Origin of the sequence: Gardnerella massiliensis, from assembly GCF_003408845.1 — a bacterium.
Taxonomy (GTDB): domain Bacteria; phylum Actinomycetota; class Actinomycetes; order Actinomycetales; family Bifidobacteriaceae; genus Bifidobacterium; species Bifidobacterium vaginale_H.
Genome location: NZ_LRTV01000001.1, coordinates 25673 through 40418 on the forward strand (window position 1 = coordinate 25673; position 14746 = coordinate 40418).

Sequence of the window (14746 nt, forward strand, 5' to 3'; positions counted from 1 at the left end):
ATGCTGAGCGTGTTGAAGAGCGTTAACACATGCTTACAATAGATACGTGTTCAGTATTTTAGAAATGTTTTCAGTTGGAGTTGGTCCAAGTTCTTCGCATACTGTAGGCCCTATGCGTGCAGCTTGTGCGTTCGTTACATCGCTTAAAAAAAGTGGGAATCTTAAAAACGTTGCGCATGTAAAAGTGACGCTTTATGGTTCATTGTCGCTAACTGGGCTTGGTCATGGTACAGATCGTGCGTGTGTGGCTGGTCTCGAGGGCAATCTTCCGGACAATGTGGACACTGAGCATATGCTTACTATTCGAGAAGAGTGTAAAAAAGCTGGTACGTTAACGCTTGCAGGGGACCATACTATTGCTTTTGATTACGATACAGACGTAATTTTTGAAAAGTGGAAGCGCATGGTAGTTCATCCAAACGGTATGCGTTTTGTGGCGACGGATGATGCTGGAAATACGGTAGACGAGCAAGTATGGTACTCAATTGGCGGCGGATTTATTCGTCAAGGTCGTGCTGATGACGCTATGGTGGGATTGCACGAGCGGGTGACTGAGCAATCAGAAAACGATAATAACGAAAGTAATAACGAAAGTAATAACGAAAGTAATAACGAAAAATCGGCAGACTTTTCGAATCAAACCAAAGATACTACCGTACCGTATCCTTTCACTTCTTGTGACGAACTTATAAATATTTGTCGAGAAAAGCATATGTCAATCAGCGATATCGTGTGGCAAAACGAGTTGGCGCTGCACGAAGGTGACGCAGATTACGTGCGCAACTATTTACTGCACGTGTGGGATGTGATGAGTAAATGTGTGGAAAATGGCTGCAATTCAAAGCAACCGATTCTTCCAGGCGGACTTGATGTGCCTCGTCGTGCGCCTCGTATGTATGAGCGTTTAGCTGCAAATTCGGATATGCTTCGTAATAATCGTCGTCGCGCTGACACCGCTTTGGAAAGTTCCGACTCTGCGTGGGTAAATCTTTTTGCGCTCGCAGTGAGTGAGGAGAATGCTGGCGGCGGGCGTATTGTTACGGCTCCTACAAATGGTTCTGCTGGTATTATTCCCGCGGTTTTGCAATACTATTGGCGTTTTGTTGATGCTGCTAGTGAGGATGGTATTGTACGATTTTTGCTTGCTGCAGGTGCTGTTGGTTACTTGTTCAAGCGCAATGCTTCGATTTCCGGTGCGGAAGTTGGTTGCCAAGGTGAAGTTGGGTCCGCCTGTTCGATGGCTGCAGCTGGATTGTGCGAAGTATTGGGTGGAACACCGGAACAGGTTGAAAATGCGGCAGAAATTGGTATCGAACATCACTTGGGATTGACTTGCGATCCTGTGGGTGGCTTGGTACAAATCCCGTGCATTGAGCGTAACGCTATGGCTGCAAATACTGCGATTAACGCTGTCCGCATGGCAATGCTTGGGGATGGTTCGCATATGGTAAGTCTTGATCAGGCAATTAAAACTATGAAAGAAACTGGTCATGACATGATGTCAAAGTATCGCGAAACATCAAAGGGTGGCTTGGCTGTGAACGTTGTTGAATGCTAATTTGCTGAGGTTGTGTAGTTAATTTTTGCTAAGTTATACACAATGTGAATATTGCATGTACATACGTAACGATTCAGTGGTAATCTAGGACAGGTTAATCTAAGAAGTGTTAATCTAAGAAGCGTTGTTGCGAGCATGTTGTCTGATGTGTTCTGTGTAATAAACGCTCGTTTAGTAATGCTAGAGGACTGTGCAAGTCAGCTACGCAGATGTTATACTATTTCGGATTATGTTCTGTGAAGTTTGTAAAGGAGGCAGTATGGCACAGGATATGCCAGAGGTGATTGCAGAATTTGGCACTACGCCAACGGTGACGTTCCCAGCGTCTGAGCCGCCGGCTGGGCTTAAGGTTGTCGAATTAGTAGAGGGCAATGGTCCAGTTGTTCGTGCTGGCGATACGGTTACCGTAAACTACCATGGTGTGGTTTGGGGTGCTGAAAAGCCATTTGATTCAAGTTTTGCGCGCCATACGCCAGCTAGCTTTGGTATTGGTGTTGGCCAGGTAATTCAGGGCTGGGATCGCACGGTTCCGGGTCACAATGTCGGTTCGCGCTTACTTATTTCGATTCCGCCTGAGTATGGTTATGGTTCTCGCGGGGTACCACAAGCTGGTATTGGCGGTGGAGATACTTTAGTATTTGTTGTTGATATTATTGCAACTCGCTGAATGAGGTATGCGCGTGGTTTGAAGTTATCCGCGATCCACGTGCAAAGACTTTAATTCATGGAGATTGTTAGATAAGGAGGTAGCAATGGCTGAAGAAAAAACTATTCTGCTTACGCAGGAAGCGTATGACAAGCTGAAGGAAGAGCTAGAGCATCGCGAAGGTGAGTATCGCGAAGAAATTACGGAACGTATTGCTGCGGCTCGTGCTGAAGGTGATTTGTCTGAAAACGGTGGTTATCAGGCAGCCCGTGAGGAGCAAGGTAAGAATGAGGGTCGCATTAACGAACTCATTGTGAAATTGCGTAACGCTAAGATTCTTGAAGCTCCAAAAGCTGGCACTGTCGGTAATGGTTCCTTGGTCACAGTAGAGCTTGCTGGACGTGAAATGACGTATGTACTTGGTTCTCGCGATATTGCGGTAGCTACTGAGTATGATGTTATTAGTCCGGAGTCTCCAATTGGTGCGGCTATTATGGGTGCGCACGCCGGTGATACGGTGAGCTATGCGGCTCCTAATGGTCGTGAGATTTCAGTAACTATCAAGGATTCTCATCCGCTTGCTTAGTTCGATTTGTTGCAGCTGAGTGCGATGTGTAATTGAATTTTGCGTCGTATGCGGTGATAAGATTTTCTCCCCGTTTGTTGATTTGTAAAACGAACGGGGAGAATCTTTTTTTTGGGGGGGGGGGTGGATTGGGGTTGAATGTAAGTTTATTAATGGTGTTTGTTGCAGGTTTTGATTTATAAGGTATTTATATAGTGTGTTGGCTGGGTGGTGTTGGTTGGGTAGTGTTGGTTGTATAACGCCGGTTGGGTTATCTTTTGGTTTGAGTGGTGCTTAAACCGTGCTAAATTAGACGTTTGATTAAATGCTGACTCGAATTATAGCTTGCGTAACACGGTAACAACTTTCCCCATAATAGTTGCATGTGATCCGTCGATAGGAGAGTATGCGGGATTGTGAGGAATGAGCCACACATGGCCGTTATCGTTACGGAATGTTTTTACTGTAGCCTCGTTATCAAGTAATGCTGCAACAATATCTCCGTTTATTGCTTCGTGTTGTTCTCGGACTACAACATAATCGCCATCGCAGATTGCTGCGTCAATCATTGAATCTCCATGAACTTCGAGCATAAACAAGTTACCGGTACCTGTAAGACGCTCTGGCAATCGCATGACATCTTCTATATGTTGTTCTGCTGTAATAGGTGTACCCGCTGCAATTCGACCTACTAAAGGAACATCATGTGAATTTATTACAGCATCAGTTTCATAAAGACTAACGTCCACCGCTTGCGAATAGTGCTGAGAAGTATTGCTTGCGTTTTTGGCAACAGGAACAGTGTCATTAATGATTTCAATAGCGCGTCCCTTGTTTGCACTTATCCGTAGAATCCCTTTTTCTTCAAGCGCTCGTAACTGATGTTTTACTGACGAAGGACTGCGTAAACCAACAGCTTCGCCTATTTCACGGAATGATGGCGGAAAACCATGAATGGCAAGGCTGTTTTGAATAGCGTCAATAATGTTGCGTTGTCGTTCAGTAAGTGACGAGGTGTCATTTCTAACAACATTATTGCTGTCATTGCTGCTATCAGTGTGCTCGTTATTCATGGTGCTCCTTTCCATAATTTTTATTTTAGCGCAATTTTTCAAAAAATCAAACATCTGTTCGACACGCCGTTGCAACTGTCGAACAGATGTGCCATGATTAATACATCTGTTCGATAGAACAAATGTTCACTAGATTTGTTTACTGGATCGAGAATGGAAGGAAGGACAGCAATGAACGTGTTGTTACAAAACAGTTATCGTACGAGGATCAATGTGCATCGTCAGACGTCTCGCGCAACAACGCGTAGTCGACGTGTTGTGTCTAAAAGTAGACGTGCTACTGTGCTATTTTGCATTTTTGTATTATTTACAGCTGCGTTTGTACTGTACACACTTATGATACCGAGAACCGCAGTATCTGCAATTCCTGAAAAGTTCGTAACATATACTGTTCGTCCAGGGGATACTCTGTGGAATTATGCCACATCAATCACGCCTAAAAACGGTAATGTTTCAGATAGCGTTGATAAGTTAGTGGCATTAAACCATCTTTCATCTGAAGATTTGCAAATTGGACAGTCTATTAATGTTCCGGTTATAAATGTTCAATAATTCATTGGGCAGTATAAGGTATGGGGGAAATATGAGAAGGACAAATATTGTTAATACATATTTCATGTCATTGTATGAGCAAAAATCTGTTGAAAAAGAAGTAATACATGAATGTGATAGCATGTATGAAATTTACACCTATCCAGATAGCTTCTACTATATTGCTTGTAATCAGTGTCTTGAGTCTGACAGTCACCATTGTTTGTTGATGATTTACTAGGTCATATACAATGTGATGATATTGAAGACAGTGATATTAATCGCATTTGCATTATCTGTTAGTGAAAATGATGTGGTGAATCATGACGTATTACAGTAGAGTATTTTGTGTAAAGAGCAGAAGTTCGTATAATATTCTGAATTATTAGAATAAAGTAAATTTATTATGTCGTATTTCCGGAATCTTTAGTATGCTGGGTTATATGCATTGTCCTTTTTGTAAAAATCCTGATACTAAGGTTATAGATACGCGCATTAGTGAAGATGGTTATTCTATTCGTCGTAGGCGTGAATGCCAGGTGTGCGGGAATCGCTTTACTACCGTAGAAACAACCCAGTTGCTAGTTATGAAACGTTCGGGATCTGTTGAACCTTTCGATCGTGCAAAGGTAGTAGCTGGTGTAAGTAAAGCCTGTCAAGGACGTCCTATTGATGCTGAAGCACTAAAAACTATAGGCATGAGGGTAGAAGCAGATTTACGCGCACGAGGATTAGCTCAAGTAACATCTGAAGAAGTTGGTAAGGCTATTCTTAAGCCACTTCGCGAACTAGATGAGGTTGCATATCTTCGTTTTGCAAGCGTATATCAGAACTTCGCAGGACTAGAAGATTTTGAGCATGCAATTGAAGATTTAAAGCGAAGCAAATCAGAAGAACAATAAATCAAAATTATTGTGACATTGAACTTTCTGATTTGCGGCGTCCTTTCAATTGTTATTGAAAGGACGCCGCAGCTTTAACGGTTTTGATACTGTTATCAAAAACCTACTGTTCAAAATTCGCGTCGTCGGAAGTGCGGATAATAAACAATTGTTGTGTTGGACGTGTCATAGCAACATAAAGATTAGCTGCTGCAGCAAGTCTCGATGCTGCTTCCTGTTCAATCTGCGAAGGCTGTAATACGATTACTGCGTCGTATTCCAACCCTTTCACATCTTCCGCTGTACAAACACTGCATTGTTTATCGTCCTCGTTTTGCTCATCGAGACGACGTATCATATGTTCCGGTAACGAATTGCGCAACGCATTATTCACCACGTCTTGCGTGTGTTTAATCATTTCACAAGGAGCGATAACCACTATACGACCACTACCATCATCGGAAACAAACTTTTGGAACAAGGTTATGCACGATTGAGCAAGCTCAGTATCAAGATTTTCGTCAGATTCTACAATTTTTGTTACCAAAGATCCAGGCACCGATCGCACCGCATTAACTGTAGAAATATATAATCCTGAATCTGTGGCAACCTTGCTTGCAGCTTCGGAGACTTCTCGAGGATTACGATAATTAATCGTCAGTTCGTAAAGATCCCAATTTGGCTCGCCAAATAGAGTATTCATATTTTTCTGCCAACGGTGAGTACCACCTAAAGCAGAAGTTTGTGCAACGTCACCGACGATAGTAAAAGAACGTGAAGGACAACGACGCATGAGCATACGCCAATCCATAGCGGTAAGTTCCTGAGCCTCATCGACAACTACGTGACCATATGTCCACTCTCGGTCAGATGCAGCTTTGCGAGCGAGCAATCCAGCATCATCACCCTGCAAGTTATCGAGGAGCATATCTGCCGTCACTATGCCATTACCGATACCAGCTTGCGCAAGAGTATCAGAAGCAAACTGTTGTTCCTCAAGTTTCTTAGCTCGTGCCGCTGCTCGTTGCGCGTCGAGTTTTGGATCTGGGCCAAGCAGCTCCATAGCTTCATCGAGTAGAGGTATATCCGAACGTGTAAGAGGACTGCCCTTTGGTCTTACGAGAGCTGCGATGTCGTCTTCGCTGAGCCAAGGAGCATAAGTTCGCAACTGATCCGGCTTAGAGAACAGCTGATCAATAAGCCATTCGCCAGTCATAGGAAGCCAAGCAAGATTAAGCGTAATGCGAAGTTTATCATCTAAACGAAGCTGCGAAGTTATGTCGTTTAATTCAGCTTGGTCAGGATTGTAATCGAGCTGCTGCAAGTAACGATTTTTTAAGATACTCAGTACAGTTTTTACAAAAGTATTGCGAGCTTGATTGTGTGGCTGATGTGTACGTTGAGCATCAGACTGCGCAATCTGAATGTCCTCTTTAAGAAGAGGAATACTGAATCCTCCAATATGTAATGTTGGAAGATTCTTAGGTACTCGAATACGTCCTGAAATCGCATGTGCAATAACAGTGTGCATGCGATACATTCCCTTGAGTTTTGCCACATAAGCGGAATCCTCAGAGGTAGCGTGAACGTCTGGAATTAAATCAGCAATAGTACGACTCACCACTCCCGTTTCGCCCAAGGAAGGAAGCACTTGATCAATATAACGTAAAAATGCCGAACTTGGTCCAACAATAAGCACACCGGAGCGTTCAAGCTTTCGGCGATGCGTATACAACAAGTAGGCAGCACGATGTAAGGCTACAGCAGTTTTTCCTGTTCCAGGTCCACCTTGTACCACAATCGTGTGGTCAAGCGGTGCTCGAATAATGCGATCCTGCTCAGCCTGAATAGTGGCCACAATATCAGTCATTTTTCCAGTACGACGAGATCCCAAAGAAGCAAGTAAAGCACCTTCGCCAGTAAGAGTACCCTGTTGAGATGCTTTTCCTACTTCCTCAGAGTGAATATCAAGAATCTCATCTTCAATGCCGACAACATCGCGGAAACGGAGGGTAATATGACGGCGCATAACAATATCGCCATGATGCGAAGGAGTTGCCTCATAAAAAGGTCGAGCTGCCTCTGCACGCCAATCAGTGAGAATAGGATCGTGGTTTTCACTCAACAAGCCAATACGCCCAATGTAGCGGCGAGTGCCTTCAGTATTATCGAGTCTTCCAAAAACAAGACGGTCTTCGACAGCACGTAATTGCGTAAGACGATCCTCGTACATGGTTGCAAAAGAGTCGCGTTCTGTTCGCTGAGTAGGAGAACCATGTGATCCAGCCGCTCTCACAGCATCTAAACGCGTACGAATAGTGGTACGCAAGTCATCAAGACGACCGTAAGCGCGGTCCACAGCCTGCTGTTCTTCGCTAAGTTGTGAGGAATAGGTAGACATACGCATCCATTCTTCGTAAAGTACCGTTGCCAAAATAAGGCATTTAAGTATATCGCGGGGGTAATACACGCGAGTATTTCGTGTTGCATGGAATGAGTGTTTGCTGGGCATCAGTCAATCATTGATTGTGTAATTATAGTGGCTATTAAAATTTGTGAAAGAGGTTATAAACTTATGTTTATAAGTGTTGATTTTGAATTATAACGAGATACAATTTCTACGATGTATGGCATTAAACGATGAGGTCGTGATCTTCTGCGTTTGCTGCTAAGCAGTAATTATAAATAGCTGTGGTCGTCGCTGTTGACGACGGTAAGCTCACAATACAGAAAGGTAGTTCATGATGAAGAAACTTATTCTTGATTTGGACACAGGTGTTGACGATACATTAGCGATTTCCTACGCATTAGGCAGTCCAGAGGTTGAGCTTATAGGTATCACAGGAACCTATGGCAATGTTCTTATGGAACAGGGCGTCCGTAATGCGCTCGCCATCACTGAGTTGTTTGGACACCCGGAAGTAAAAGTGTACCGTGGCCTTCCTCACGCAAGCACTAAAGATTCGTTTGAAGTATTGCCAATCTCCGCGTTCATTCATGGCGATAATGGTATTGGTGATGTGGTAATTCCAGATTCAAAGCGTGAAGCTGAATCTGAGACTGCTGTCGATTTCATCATTGATGCTGTAAAAACCTACGGCAAGGATCTCATTTATGTTCCAACTGGTCCTATGACCAACATTGCTGCAGCGTTGAAGAAAGCTCCGGAAATTAAGGATGAAATCGGTAAGATTGTGCTTATGGGTGGCGCACTTACAATTCATGGCAACGTGAATGCGTGGACTGAGGCAAATATTTCTCAAGATCCAGATGCTGCTAATGAGCTTTTCCGTTCAGGTGCCCCAGTGACAATGATTGGTTTGGACGTTACATTGCAAACATTGCTCACATACAAAGAAACCCAGCAATGGCGCGATCTTGGCACTAAAGCCGGTAAATTCTTGGCTGATATGACAGACTTCTACATTAAGGCTTATGAGACTACTGCTCCTCACCTTGGCGGTTGTGGTTTGCATGATCCGTTGGCCGTTGCAGTTGCTGTTGATCCAACGTTGGTCACTACGTTGCCTATTAACATGCAAGTGGATGTGGAAGGTCCAACGCGCGGACGTACCATCGGTGATGTCACTCGTTTGAACGATCCAGTTAAGACTATGCAGGTGGCTGTTGGTGTAGATGTGAAGCGTTTCTTGAGTGAATTCATGACTCGTATTTCAGGTTTGGCAAAAATTGCCGGCTAAAAGTCACCAAAATTTTCAAAATAGAAAATAAATTATAAATAAATTAATTCAATTGATTGGATTATTATGACTGAAAATGCAACATCTCTAGCAGTGGACCCATATGAGGATCCCAAAACTCGTGATAAAGTAGCGATTTATTCGCTAATTTTGCTGCTTGTCACATTCATTCTCGGCACATTGTGCTTGCAAGGCTTTAACCTAGTTTTTAATCAGATTGGTGCCGCCGTTGGTGCTCCTGAACAAGCCTCACTTATTACCAGTCTTCCGATTATTGTGCTTGGCATTGTGTGCTTTATTTATGGTTCGCTTGGCGACTTCGTGTCGCTTCGCAGGCTTATAACCATCGGTTTGGTAACGTTATTTGTTGGTTCATTATTTGGATTTATTGCCAACTTCTATTTCACTCCAAACTTGTGGACTGTTATTGTTGCTCGTATTCTGCAAACTGCGGGTGAACAGGTAGCAGGTTCATCTTTCTTAGTTATTGCAACTAAGTATTTGCGCAATGATTTGAAGGTTATCTTCTTCGGTCTCTTTACGGCTGCCTACCAGCTTTCGGCATCTATCGGTGTGTTTGCCGCAGGTATTTTAAGTTCTATCGCTTGGCAGTACCTGTTCTTGATTCCTGCTATCACCATCGTGTTCTTGCCTGTGCTTGTTAAGTGCTTGCCTACAAAGAATGGTATTGGTGGAAAGATAGATAAGCTCGGCTTCACCGTATTCGGTATTGCCGTAACACTTCTTACGCTGTTCTTCTCCTACAAGGCCTGGGGATTGTTGCTTGGTTCCATTGTGCTTTTCGTTTTGTTCGCTTTCTACATTATGAAGGCAAAGAACCCGTTCGTAACTCCTGCATTCTTTAAGAATAAGCGTTGGCTTTCCGGCATCGTATTGATTTTCATCTTCTATTTCACAAACTACTGCATGCCTCCTATCTACAATGTTATTGGTGGAGCTTTGTATCACATGACCACTAATCAGGTTTCGTCCTATCTTGTGTGGGCGTTCGTGTGCGCTGCAGTCTTTGGTGTATTCTCCGGTACGATTATTAGCCATATTGGTCGCAAAGCCGGTATTATTACAGCAGCATTCTTGATGATTGTTGGCTGGGTTGGTGCAGCTTTGCTTATCAACACTGATTTTATGTCGCTTACTATTTGCGCTTGCATCTACTATGCAGGATGCGGTTTGATGTACTCGCCAATCGTTTCAACGGTACTTTCTGCTCTTCCAGTTGAAGAATCTGGTCGTGGCTGTGGTATGAACGATTTGATTATGAACGTTACCGCTTCTATTGGTATTTCTATTTTCAGCGGTTTCTTTGGAGGAGATTTATTCAAAGGATTCTCCTTCAACGGTCTTAGTGGACAGGCGGCAGGTTATTCCAATTTGCTTATGATGGGTGCTGCAGTAGCCATCATTGGTTTAGTTGTTTACTTGGTTCGCAGCTGCTTTATTTCCGAAAAGAAGGAACTTACTGAAGAATAAATTTGCAGAAAATAATGTGTTGTTGTATAAGTAACAACACAAAACAACACAAGTAACAACACAAGTAACGCTATTTGACAAGTAGTCGGTTCGTTACTTTGTGTCAAATAAGAGAAAATAAAGAGGCGGTTACGCAAAAAATTGTGTGGCCGCCTCTTTGTTTAGTTACTTTTTGCATCTAATTTTCGCATGCGCTGTACGCTAATTGGGTAAGCAGTTCCAAGTTCTTGAGCCCATAGTGACACATAAAATTCTTCGCACATCCATCGCAACTTTTCAGCGCGTTCCTGTGCTTCATCATGAGACGGGCCCGCAGGTAGTTTGCTGGCTTTTTCCAGCGCCTTTTCAACAATCTTATGAGCTTCTTCAGCTTCCCAAGCCCAACGAACATCGCGATCTTTATCCGATCTAGCTTTAGTAAGGCGGATTAAATCAGCATGCAAATATTTTTCGATGCGGGGTAGCGAATCAGCTGGCGTTTGCGCAATAAATCCTTCATAAACCAAGCTTGAGGCATGCTCGCGAATTGACTGTAGCACCGACAATAGTGGCAAATCAGCTTTACCAGAAACTACTTTGCTCAACTCCGCTTGACGTTTTACGATAGCAATAACGTCATGCGCAAGGCTATAAACAGTGTCCTCATAAATTTGCGACACATTAGCTACAGCTTCCTGCAGCAAAGAATCATCCGTAATTCTTTCAGGATTTGGTATCAGTCGTTTCACTGCAGCCATTTGTAAATCTTCTGCGAGCGCTGTGGAGGTTGAGTATGGGGCGGCAGTAAGCATAAGAGCTTCTGAACCAAGCCATCGCGAAGTGATACGTTTATCGTCCATATACAGCATCTTGAGTGCACCCTGCCACACCATTTGCGAACGTGAAAGATTAGTAGCTCCGGACTTATGAAGCAAATCAGCTCTTTGCACAACGTTTCCAGCTTGAGCGGCTTTATTTGCTTTACGATTAATTACAGCACGTGCTGAATCTTGCGCTTCTTTAGCAAAACGTTGCTGCAACGCAAGTAACGATTTATCGGTACCAAGTACGGTAGGTTTTACATGATTTAACTTGTTGCGGACGTTGTTCTTATTGTGGTTCACTACGATTTTTCGTTCTTCAACGCTGAACGTTACGCGCAGGTATGGCGAAAGTCTGCTCATCTGTTCGTCGTTAAATACTTCCGGATGAATCTGCGCGCCAATTACTTCAATAGCTGCTTTTGTAAATACTTCGCGGAAGTCTGTCCATGCAGTATTCTCTCCGTCTACTTCAGTATCGGCAACTCCCGGAAGCGTATCGTAGTGTTCGTCAATCCATGAGCGAATTTTTTGAGCAGTATCCGGCGCTGGCACGAACTGTACTCGTAGTGTTTTAGGCAATGACTTAATCATGCCGATAATAAGCTCATCAAGTAAGCCTGGAACATTCCACGTAAATTCTTCAGGCGTTAAGCGAGAAAGCATATACAGAGGTACGTGCACTGTTACACCATCTAACGGGTTATGAGGATCATAAACGTAACTTAAACGCAAATGCAGAGGCTGGCCGTCAGTAGCGACCGTATTCCAATGGTCTGGATAATCCGCTAAATCATTGCTTTGCGTAGTTTGCAAACGTTCGACTTCTTCTGGATTAAAGTCGAGTTTGTGCGGGTCATCTGCGCGATTATCTTTCCACCATTGTGCCAGCGTTGCAACAGTGGTGACTTCTTGCGGTAGTTTCGTATCGTAGAAAGTAAATAAATCTTCATCGTTAACCGTTTCGCTTATTTGACGCGTGCGATTAGCTTGATTATCTGCGTCGTCAAGCACGTTTCGGTTAGCTGCAATAAAATTGTCGTGTGGGAAACGTTGCTGAATTTCGCCTTCAATTAGTCCTTGCCGAATCATCAACATTCTAGCTTCGTATGGATTAATACGAGACCATTGCACGAGACGATCTTTAACAATAGGCAGCCCGTAAAGTAACACTTGAGATTTAGCAACTGCAGCGCCTTTTGAAGCACTCCAATGCGCGTCGCAATAGGTAGTTCTCGTAAGGTTTTTCGCAAGCTGTTCAGCCCAAGCAGGGTCGATCTGAGCACAATAGCGAGCCCACAGTCTAGAAGTTTCAACTAACTGCGTGCAAATCACCCAAGAAGGTGTAGTTTTAGCAACAGAAGAAGCAGGGAAGATGGCAAAGCGAGTGCCACGAGCGCCTTGATAGTTATTATGTGACATTTTTTGAGCGCGTTTCATCGCCCTTATTTTTGCCGTTCCGCTTAATCCTGCAAAATCCGAAGCTTTTGGTTCGCGTACGATTTGCATGCCCATCATCGAAAGTAAGCCTGCAAGCATTGATGTGTGTATTCCTTGGGAATCCCAGGAGCAGCACAAGCTGTGAGCAGCCTGCTGGTTGTTAGGAAGTTGACGAATTTCCAAAGAAGGTCTTTTGCTTGGAACGGAATCGCCAACTTTATAATGCAATTCTTTGCATAAGTCACGTAACTGGTTGACTAAATCTTTCCATTGTTTAATATGCAAAAAGTGAAGAAATTCTGCTTTACAAATCTTGCGAAGTGCATTATTGCTCATATCGCCATCGGCTTGAAAAAGTCGATCCCACATATTCAAAGCGGTAAGAAAATCGCTAGTTTCGTCAGAGTATCTATTGTGGATTCTATCCGCCTCTTCGCGTTGTTCTTCAGGTCGTTCGCGAGGATCTTGCAAACTCAAAAATGCAACTACTACTAGCACTGCAGCTAAAGTATTCGGCGTAGTGCGCTTAGCGGCTTCAATAATCATGCGGCCTAAGCGAATATCGAGAGGCAATTTCGCAAGTTCGCGGCCAATATGGGTGAGCGTAATTGATCCGGATTTCCTACTAATTGCGCCCAGTTCAGTAAGTTCGTTAAAACCGTCGCTTACTGCTTTTATGTCTGGAGGATCAATAAAGCCAAAATTCGTAATATCTTCACCGGTTTTTGCAACTCCTACTGCAAGCATGTGAAGCACTACGGATCCAAGAGAAGTGCGCAAAATTTCCGGATCGGTAAAACGAGGACGCGTTTCGTAATCTTCGCGAGAGTAAAGTCTAATAGCAATGCCGTCTGCGATTCGTCCGCAACGTCCGGATCGTTGATCTGCGCTCGCTTGAGAAATCGGTTCTATTGGGAGCCTCTGCACTTTCGCAGATTTAGAATATCTGGAAATTCTTGCAAAACCAGGATCAACAACATATCGAATACCAGGCACAGTAAGCGAAGTTTCTGCAACGTTTGTGGCAATAACAATGCGCTGGTGAGTATGCGATTCAAAAACGCGATGCTGGTCTTTAGCGGAAAGGCGCGCAAAAAGCGGTACGATTTCAATAGCGTCTGACCGTTTCATATCATTCGCTCGCGCACCAAAATATGAGCGTAAACCTGCTTCAAATTCGCGAATATCGCGTTCGCCGGAAGCAAAAACCATAATATCGCGCGCGCCGTGCTCGTGGCTGGAATGAATTACCAATTGTGCGCATGCGCGAGTGACTGCAGAAGTCATATCTTCGTCAGCAATATCGTCGCGTTCGCGTTCGTTAGACTGGGTTTCTGCAACGGTTTCCTCGTCCATTGTAATGTCTGCAAATCCCGGTACGTGTCGCATTAGAGAGGGCGCGGATCCTAGTGGCTCGTAAAGCACTCGTACGGGGTAAGTGCGTCCAGAAACTTCAATAACAGGGACTGTGATGTGCAATGCCTCTTCAAAATGTTCCTTAAATTTTGCGGAATCAATAGTTGCAGAGGTAATTATGAGCTTCAAATCACGACGTTGCGGAAGTAGCGTAGTTACGTAGCCAAGCAAGAAGTCGATATTGAGACTTCGCTCGTGTGCTTCGTCAATAATAATTGTGTCGTAACGAGTAAGCAGTGGGTCTCTTTGAATTTGTGCAAGTAAAATACCGTCGGTAACAATACGAAGTTTTGTTTTAGGGGAGCTTTCGTCGGTAAATCGTACTTGATAACCGATTTCTTCCCCAAGTGTTACTGCCATTTCGCTAGCGATACGTTCGGCAACAGTGCGTGCAGCCAAGCGTCGAGGCTGCGTGTGTACTATTTGTTTTCCTCGTCCGCCTCTGCCAAGTTCCAACGCCATTTTTGGAATTTGTGTAGTTTTGCCGGAGCCAGTTTGTCCGGAAATAATGACTACTTGCGAAGATTTTATTGCTTCGATTATTTCATCATGAGCGGCACAAATAGGAAGTTCAGCAGGGTAGTCGAATTTCATAGTATATTTTATTCTTTTCTGATTTTTTTTTAATTTCCTGTAACTAGCTT

The 14746-nt window shown here is 43.8% G+C and carries 9 protein-coding genes and 1 pseudogene; 7 read left to right on the forward strand and 3 right to left on the reverse strand.

All coding sequences use genetic code 11. From position 1 onward, the window contains the following. Window positions 1-64 precede the first annotated feature (64 nt). The 3 genes from AXE77_RS00120 (at window position 65) to AXE77_RS00130 (ending at window position 2790) form a co-directional block, all read left to right on the forward strand. A complete protein-coding gene (locus AXE77_RS00120) occupies window positions 65-1558 on the forward strand; it encodes an L-serine ammonia-lyase (protein WP_116711570.1) in 1494 nt (497 codons plus the stop codon). A 259-nt stretch (window positions 1559-1817) separates the two neighbouring features. Continuing rightward, window positions 1818-2225, forward strand: coding sequence for an FKBP-type peptidyl-prolyl cis-trans isomerase (locus AXE77_RS00125; protein WP_116711571.1), 408 nt, complete (start codon window positions 1818-1820; stop codon window positions 2223-2225). Window positions 2226-2310: 85 nt separating this feature from the next. After that, window positions 2311-2790 (forward strand): GreA/GreB family elongation factor, encoded by a 480-nt coding sequence (locus AXE77_RS00130; RefSeq protein ID WP_116711572.1) that lies wholly within the window; start codon window positions 2311-2313, stop codon window positions 2788-2790. Between the two features lie 317 nt (window positions 2791-3107). Here the strand turns inward: AXE77_RS00130 and lexA are convergent, their stop codons facing one another. Then, window positions 3108-3842, reverse strand: coding sequence for a transcriptional repressor LexA (lexA, locus tag AXE77_RS00135; RefSeq protein ID WP_116711573.1), 735 nt, complete (start codon window positions 3840-3842; stop codon window positions 3108-3110). Window positions 3843-4178: 336 nt separating this feature from the next. Here lexA and AXE77_RS06765 point away from each other — a divergent pair, with 336 nt between their 5' ends. Together AXE77_RS06765 and nrdR are read left to right on the forward strand one after the other, a co-directional pair. Continuing rightward, the gene (locus AXE77_RS06765; protein ID WP_240612600.1) at window positions 4179-4394 is read left to right on the forward strand and encodes a LysM peptidoglycan-binding domain-containing protein; all 216 of its coding nucleotides are present in this window, start codon (window positions 4179-4181) and stop codon (window positions 4392-4394) included. Between the two features lie 422 nt (window positions 4395-4816). After that, window positions 4817-5275: a transcriptional regulator NrdR gene (nrdR, locus tag AXE77_RS00145; RefSeq protein ID WP_116712022.1), complete on the forward strand. Its 459-nt coding sequence runs from the start codon at window positions 4817-4819 to the stop codon at window positions 5273-5275. A 103-nt stretch (window positions 5276-5378) separates the two neighbouring features. Here nrdR and AXE77_RS00150 read toward each other — a convergent pair whose 3' ends face one another. Then, on the reverse strand, window positions 5379-7655 hold the full coding sequence (locus AXE77_RS00150) for a HelD family protein (protein WP_116712023.1): 2277 nt from the start codon (window positions 7653-7655) through the stop codon (window positions 5379-5381). Window positions 7656-7998: 343 nt separating this feature from the next. Here AXE77_RS00150 and AXE77_RS00155 point away from each other — a divergent pair, with 343 nt between their 5' ends. Together AXE77_RS00155 and AXE77_RS00160 are read left to right on the forward strand one after the other, a co-directional pair. Further along, the gene (locus AXE77_RS00155) at window positions 7999-8955 is read left to right on the forward strand and encodes a nucleoside hydrolase (RefSeq protein WP_116712024.1); all 957 of its coding nucleotides are present in this window, start codon (window positions 7999-8001) and stop codon (window positions 8953-8955) included. A gap of 66 nt (window positions 8956-9021) precedes the next feature. Further along, a complete protein-coding gene (locus AXE77_RS00160; protein WP_116711575.1) occupies window positions 9022-10446 on the forward strand; it encodes an MFS transporter in 1425 nt (474 codons plus the stop codon). Between the two features lie 161 nt (window positions 10447-10607). Here AXE77_RS00160 and hrpA read toward each other — a convergent pair. Next, window positions 10608-14714: pseudogene (gene hrpA / locus AXE77_RS00165) on the reverse strand (ATP-dependent RNA helicase HrpA); the annotation flags it as partial. Window positions 14715-14746: the final 32 nt, after the last annotated feature.